The following is a 6,619-nucleotide window of genomic DNA, read 5'->3' as shown; positions in this document are numbered from 1 at the left end:
GGTGCTGAACTCCGCCAAGACGCTGTCGTCCGAAAGCGCCCGTCTCCGCGCCGAGCTCGATCGCTTCATGGCGAACATCCGGGCAGCTTAAGGCGGCTGCGTCCGAAGCCCTTGCTGTGGCGTTACTCTGCGCTGTCGTCCCGGATCTGCGCGCCGCCCTGGACAACGCTACGCGTTGCCGAGAGCTGCGCCAGTCCCGGACGACGGAGTGAGGAGGTGCCAGCCTCACTCCTTCCCGAATGCCCGCTTCAGCTCCAGCTTTGCCTTCTCCAGCCGCGTGCGTTGCGTCTTTGGCAAGGTCTTGCCGGCGCGGTTGATATAGAACGTCAACATCGAGAGCGCCGAGCGATAGGCGCCGGCCTTGCGGCGCGAGCTGTGCTCGGCGGACCGCTTCAGCGAAGCTGCGATCCTCTTCGGGCTGGTGAGCTTGAATACCCCCCGCTTGAGATCGAGTGCGTCGCTCTCCCTCGTTACGCGCTGCGACCATCGCTTCGATGTCGCGCGCTCCGTGCTCTTGCGCGCGCTGCTGCGGTGCGCGCTGGTCTTCCTGTGTGCGGCGGTTCTGCGCGAATGTGTCGTCTTTCTGACATGAGCCATGCGGCAACTCCTTGCGGGTCCGCCGGAAACGGTCGGCAGTCGCCGCAGTTCCTATGGGAACTTGCCGTTGCCGCAGGCGTTGTCGCAGGTGGCAGGCGGAATGCCGCATCCCCAGACCCAGCAACCCGATGGAATTGCAGCAGAGCCCCGCGCTGAATTATGGACCTGCAATCTCGGCGGCAGCCGCGACCGATCGCATCGTCGCGACCAGCATTCCCGCGCGGCTTGACGCGTTGCCCTGGAGCGGATTCCATACCCGCGTCGTGCTGGCGCTCGGCATTACCTGGATCCTGGATGGTCTCGAGGTGACGCTGGCCGGCGCGCTCTCAGGCGCGCTGAAGCAGAGCCCGATGCTGCACTTCTCCAACCTCGATCTCGGCATCGCGAATTCTGCCTATCTCGCGGGCGCCGTGCTTGGCGCGCTCGGATTCGGCTGGCTCACCGACCGCATCGGCCGCAAGAAGCTGTTCTTCATTACGCTGGCGCTCTATCTCTCTGCGACGGCCGCGACCGCGCTCTCGTGGAACATCGCGAGCTACGCGCTGTTTCGCTTCCTGACGGGCGCCGGAATCGGCGGCGAATACACTGCGATCAACTCGACGATCCAGGAGCTGGTGCCGGCGCGCTATCGCGGCTGGACCGATCTCGTCATCAACGGGAGCTTCTGGATCGGGGCGGCGATGGGCGCAGTGGCAGCGATCGTGCTGCTCGATCCGGCGGTCATCGGTCCCGATCTCGGCTGGCGTCTGGCCTATCTCATTGGCGCGGCCATCGGCCTCGTCGTGCTCCTGATGCGGATGTGGATTCCGGAGAGTCCGCGCTGGCTGATGATTCATGGCCGGCCCGAACAGGCCCACAAGATCGTCGACGACATCGAGCGTACGGTGATCGGACACGATCAGGATACGAGCCAGGGGCATTTCCCCAAAATGCGGCTGAAGATGCGCGATCACACTCCGATTGGCGAAGTCGTGCATACGCTGTTCGCCGCCTACCGCCGGCGCGCGCTGGTCGGCCTGGTGCTGATGGTCGCACAGGCTTTCTTCTACAACGCGATCTTCTTCACCTTCGCACTAGTTCTGACCGATTTTTACGGCATCAGCGCCGATCATGTCGGCTGGTACCTGCTGCCATTCGCCGCCGGCAATTTCCTCGGCCCGCTGCTGCTTGGCCGACTGTTCGACACGCTCGGCCGCCGCGCCATGATCATGTTCACCTATGGCGTCTCGGGTCTGCTGCTGGCGCTGGCGGGTTACCTGTTCTCGATCGGCGCATTGAGCGCGCAGGGGCAGACCGTCGCCTGGATGGTGATCTTCTTCTTTGCATCGCCCGCGGCAAGCGCGGCGTATCTCACGGTGAGCGAGACCTTTCCGCTCGAAGTTCGCGCGCTGGCGATCGCGGTCTTCTATGCGGTCGGCACCGGCATCGGCGGCGTCGTGGGTCCCGCGCTGTTCGGTGCGCTGATCGACACGGGGTCGCGCAACAGCGTGTTCGCCGGCTATTTGCTGGGGGCCGTCCTGATGATCGCGGCCGCGATCGTGGCGTGGCGCTACGCCATATCCTCGGAGCGAAAATCGCTCGAAGAAATCGCGCGGCCGCTCGCTTTCATGGAGTAGACTATGAAATCGGAATTCGCTGAACTTGATCAGAGGCGTCCCATGCCAGATGATGAAGCGCCCGACGCTGTGCCGGTGCCGCATGCGCTCGTTCCTCATCTCGACGAGACCGCGATCCTGCTCGACATCGACGGCACGCTGCTCGATCTGATGCCGACGCCGCGCGAGGTATGGGTGCCGCCGGGCCTGTCTGAGACGCTGAACCGGCTGACGGAGCGGACGTCTGGCGCGCTGGCCATGGTCAGCGGCCGCTCGCTCAACGACATCGACCTGATCTTTGCGCCCGACGTGTTTCGCGCCGTCGCCGGTCACGGTGCGGAGATGCGGCTTTCGGTGGGGAACGAGGCCGACGACGTCCACGCGCCGCCGATGGACAAGGAGCTGAAGCGGCGACTGGCCGCGATCGCAAAGCTCAGTCCCGGCATTCTTCTCGAGGACAAGGGCTATTCATTGGCGCTGCATTATCGCCTCGCGCCGCATGCGGAGAAGGCGATCTATGAAGCGGTCTCGCTGATCCGCGCCGATCTGCCCAATGCGCCGATCGAGGTCCTGCCCGGTAAGTTCGTCTGCGAGATCAAGCATTCGGGTTTCACCAAGGCCACCGGCGTACGCGAGCTGATGAAGCAGGAGCCCTTCAAGGGGCGCCGTCCGATCTTCATCGGTGACGACGTCACTGATGAAACCGTGTTTGCGATCATGCCCGACATGAACGGCCTTTCCTTCTCGGTCGGCCGCCGCGCCATCGGCGTCAACGGCCACTTCGATGCGCCGAATGACGTGCGTGCTTTCCTTGCGCGCCTGCTCGACGACACAAGGTTGGAATAAGGCATCGTCACCGGAGAGCCGCATTGTCGTCTGCGGAGTTCCGTTGCGCGTGTGGTTCGTGTGGCGGGAAGCCGGCGCCGGGCTCTATTTCTCGAGTGAAATCGTCGGGTTCCCTTGCGGGAAACTGGTTCCAACGCGCGTGCCTGACTTTGGTTTCATTTCGTGGAAATGATGACCGGAACCATATTGATGAACGGCAGTTAAACGGGGTGGAATGAACAGGAGGGGACGACCTGTGAACTTAGTTGTCGTTTCAAATCGAGTTGCGCGCGGCAAACCCAACGAACCTATGACGGGCGGCCTTGCTGCGGCCTTGCTTCCCGTCGTGGAGCATTCAGGTGCTATCTGGGTGGGTTCCTCCGGTCGCGTGCGTGACGGCCATCAGAAGGAACCGTTCGCTGAGATCGAGGCACTGGGATCAGGCGCGATTGCGACGCTGGATTTGCCCGCGGCGCACTACGGCGGCTATTACGAAGGTTTCGCCAATTCGGCGCTGTGGCCGGCGCTGCATTCGCGCAGCGATCTGATCCGCGTCTCCCGCGAAGACTATATCAGCTATCGCGAAGTCAACGCATTCATGGCGCGCGCCCTGATGCGCTTCCGAAAAGTCAAGACCGCGTTCTGGGTGCAGGATTATCATTTCCTTGCGCTCGGTGCGGAGTTGCGCGATCTCGGCGTCGATGATCCCATCGGCTTCTTCCTGCATACGCCGTGGCCGGTGGCTGCGGTGATCCAGGGCGTGCCCAATCATCGTGAGCTGATCACGGCGATGCTGGCCTATGACCTGCTCGGTTTCCAGACCGAGGCGGATTGTCAGAATTTCCTCGGCTATGCCGGCGGTGAGCTCGGCCTCATCATCGACGACGGCGTCGTGCTCTCACAGTACGGCCGCACGCGTTGCGAAGTATTTCCGATCGGCATCGACGCAGAAAAATTCGCAGCCTATGCGGCGAAGTCGGCCTCCCATCCCGATGTCTCACGCCTGCGTCGCAGCTTGAACGGCGAGCGGCTCGCGATCGGCGTGGACCGGCTCGACTATTCCAAGGGCCTCGTCAACCGGATCAGCGCGTTCGATCGGCTCTGGACCGATCAGCCGCAGTTTGCGCGCAGCATCTCGCTGTTGCAGATTGCCAACCCGTCGCGCGGCGGCATCGAGGCCTATGGCAATCTCCAGAACGAGGTCGCGCGCCTCGTCACTGATATCAACGGACGGCATGGCGAGGTCGACTGGACCCCGATTCGCTATCTCAACAAGGGATTCAGCCAGGCCGTGCTCGCCGGCCTCTATCGGACCGCGCAGATCGGCGTGGTGACGCCATTGCACGACGGCATGAACCTTGTCGCCAAGGAATATGTCGCCGCGCAAAATCCGGCCGATCCCGGCGTGCTGGTGCTGTCGAAATTCGCCGGTGCTGCCAACGAGCTCGACACCGCGCTGCTGGTCAATCCGCACGACGTCGACGGCATGGCCCGTGCGATTGCCGTAGCCGCCGCGATGCCGCTCACCGAGCGCAAGATGCGATGGGACGCGATGATGAAGACCCTGCAGGGCCATACCATCCAGCAATGGTCGTCGGATTTCGTTGCCGAGCTGGAGAAGTACCGCACCGAGAAGGCTGCGGCCGCCCCGCTCGCCGCACAGCCGCCGCAAGCGCTGCGATGGCTGAAATCGGCGATTTCGGGTGTCCGGTTGATCTAGCCTTTCTCCCCGTTCTTGCGGGGAGAGAGGCGCGCCCTCAATAGCAATACGACACACCATCCAGAATAGCGCATTGCCGCTTGTTCGGGGCGTTCGGATCGTCAATCGGCACCATGCCTTTACCCTGGCCGACGAATACGCCGGGCCCGACATGCACCGAACTCTTGTTACCGATGATGACGCTCTGGTGCGGCGTCGTGCTGGAGCGCGTCCCGTCCGGCCAAAGGATGGCATCGCCTGAAAGCACTCCGCGCCGCCCGTCGTCGCAGGTCACATCGACGCCTTGGCGCGTGCAGGCCTGGGCCTGAGCCGGCGCGGCAAAGCCGGAGCCAAAGGCTGAAATCAGGCTCAGGGCAGCGATGGTCGTGCGGATGGTCATGGCGTCCCCGGTCATGTGTGGCGTCCTCGGGTGAATCGTCGCGCCAAACCCGCGATCGGTTCAGCCCCAAAGGCTTCTGGGCAGATCCGGGACGCGACATATTCTCCTGTGAATACAATGCGCTGCGGAAAATTTACCCGATTTACCCGCGATCCCTTGCAAAATCACCGGCGCCCCTTCAAGAGAGGGCGCTCCGGAGAGATGGCCGAGTGGCTTAAGGCGCACGCTTGGAAAGCGTGTGTGCGGGAAACCGTACCGTGGGTTCGAATCCCACTCTCTCCGCCAGCCCTCAAGATATTGATTTGTTTGCAGAAGTTTAGGACTCGCCGAGGCGCTGTACACATCGGCGTCGTCAATGGCGTCCTATCTACGGCTGCGGGGGGTCTTGCCGGTATTTCCAGCTTCGACCACCCCTTGATCTGTTATCGGAAATGACCCTGAGCAGCCTTGTCGGGCCGTCCTCGGGCTTGCTATTAGCTTCCTGCCTCCGGCTGGAAGGTCGTGAGGCGGTCTGCCGCCCTGCGAACAGGAATGTGCGCGGGCTTGTGACATTTGGCGACGAGAACTGATTAGAGACCACGTCGTGACCGGCCGACCGACTCACTTCCTTGCTCAGACGCTCCAGCAAGCCATGCTGGCGTTGCGGGCGAAGCAGTTCGGCCAGGCGAAGCAGCTGGCCAGCGAGGTTCTGAAGTCGAACCGGACGGACCGCAATGCGGTCCTCATCCTCGCACACGCCCTGATCGGACAAGATCACGCGGATGAAGCGGTCGGACCGCTGGAACGGGCCGCGCGGCGTACCGGGGATGCGGAAATCGAGACTTTGCTTGGCGCGGCACTTTGCGCCGCGAGGCGGCAGGCGGACGGCATCCTTCAGTTGCGCCGAACCGTCGCCAGGCGGCCTTGTTATCTCCCGGCTTTCCAGGAGCTGGCGGGGCAGCTCGCCAAGGCGGGACATCTCGATGAAGCAATCAGCATTATTGAGGAAGGCCTGGCGCTGGCGCCCGATAGCATAGAGCTGACCCTCGATCTCGGACGTTTGTGGATCCAGAACCACGACCGCGCAAGGGCACGCGCGGCGCTGGTGCGCGCACGCGACTCCGCTCCAGGACGGCCGGACGTCTTGACTGAGCTCGGTCGGGTTCTGATCATTGACGGAGACTATTCCAGCGCCGCAGAGGCGTATCGGCATGCACTGGCCTTACGTCCAGACGACCTGCTTTCGCGCGCCAATCTCGCAACATGCCTGCTCGAGATGGGTGACCGCAACCGCGGCGAAGCGGCGCTGCGCTCCATCCTGCGCGGCCGACCCCAGATGCTGGGCCGCGTCGCTTTCACGCTCGCCACAACGTCTCACGGCCGCTTCTTCTTCCGACCGAGCGAGGCCGCGAGCTTCCTGGAGAGAAACGAGAGCTAAAGCGGGATGAGGTTAGGTTGAATCGATTTGGGATTCCCAAATCAGCTTCTTTCTGATTCACCATGCTGGCTGGAAGGAGGCCAGCA

At 63.0% G+C, this 6,619-nt stretch carries 6 protein-coding genes and 1 tRNA gene; 5 read left to right on the top strand and 2 right to left on the bottom strand.

Features of this window, described 5'->3' with window-relative positions; translation table 11 throughout:
- Nucleotides 1–225 precede the first annotated feature (225 nt).
- Nucleotides 226–597 (bottom strand): DUF3175 domain-containing protein, encoded by a 372-nt coding sequence (locus tag XH88_RS25755; RefSeq protein WP_271671049.1) that lies wholly within the window; start codon nt 595–597, stop codon nt 226–228.
- Between the two features lie 128 nt (nt 598–725).
- Here XH88_RS25755 and XH88_RS25750 point away from each other — a divergent pair, with 128 nt between their 5' ends.
- The 3 genes from XH88_RS25750 (at nt 726) to XH88_RS25740 (ending at nt 4,737) form a co-directional block, all read left to right on the top strand.
- Nucleotides 726–2,213: an MFS transporter gene (locus XH88_RS25750; RefSeq protein ID WP_271671048.1), complete on the top strand. Its 1,488-nt coding sequence runs from the start codon at nt 726–728 to the stop codon at nt 2,211–2,213.
- Between the two features lie 3 nt (nt 2,214–2,216).
- On the top strand, nt 2,217–3,038 hold the full coding sequence (gene otsB / locus XH88_RS25745; protein ID WP_271671047.1) for a trehalose-phosphatase: 822 nt from the start codon (nt 2,217–2,219) through the stop codon (nt 3,036–3,038).
- Nucleotides 3,039–3,273: 235 nt separating this feature from the next.
- Nucleotides 3,274–4,737 carry a trehalose-6-phosphate synthase gene (locus XH88_RS25740; protein ID WP_271671046.1) on the top strand — a complete coding sequence of 488 codons (1,464 nt, stop codon included), beginning with the start codon at nt 3,274–3,276 and terminating at the stop codon, nt 4,735–4,737.
- A gap of 37 nt (nt 4,738–4,774) precedes the next feature.
- Here XH88_RS25740 and XH88_RS25735 read toward each other — a convergent pair whose 3' ends face one another.
- Entirely contained in the window at nt 4,775–5,116 is a 342-nt protein-coding gene (locus XH88_RS25735) for a hypothetical protein (protein WP_271671050.1), read from the bottom strand.
- A gap of 195 nt (nt 5,117–5,311) precedes the next feature.
- Between XH88_RS25735 and XH88_RS25730 the strand changes: the two genes are divergently transcribed.
- Nucleotides 5,312–5,401 (top strand) — tRNA-Ser (locus XH88_RS25730).
- Nucleotides 5,402–5,747: 346 nt separating this feature from the next.
- The gene (locus tag XH88_RS25725; protein ID WP_271671045.1) at nt 5,748–6,533 is read left to right on the top strand and encodes a tetratricopeptide repeat protein; all 786 of its coding nucleotides are present in this window, start codon (nt 5,748–5,750) and stop codon (nt 6,531–6,533) included.
- The last annotated feature ends 86 nt before the right edge of the window (nt 6,534–6,619 follow it).

Source organism: Bradyrhizobium sp. CCBAU 51627, from assembly GCF_028128765.1.
Classification (GTDB): Bacteria; Pseudomonadota; Alphaproteobacteria; order Rhizobiales; family Xanthobacteraceae; genus Bradyrhizobium.
The sequence above is the reverse complement of the archived record's forward strand: the minus strand, read 5'-3'. Positions and strand labels throughout refer to the sequence as shown.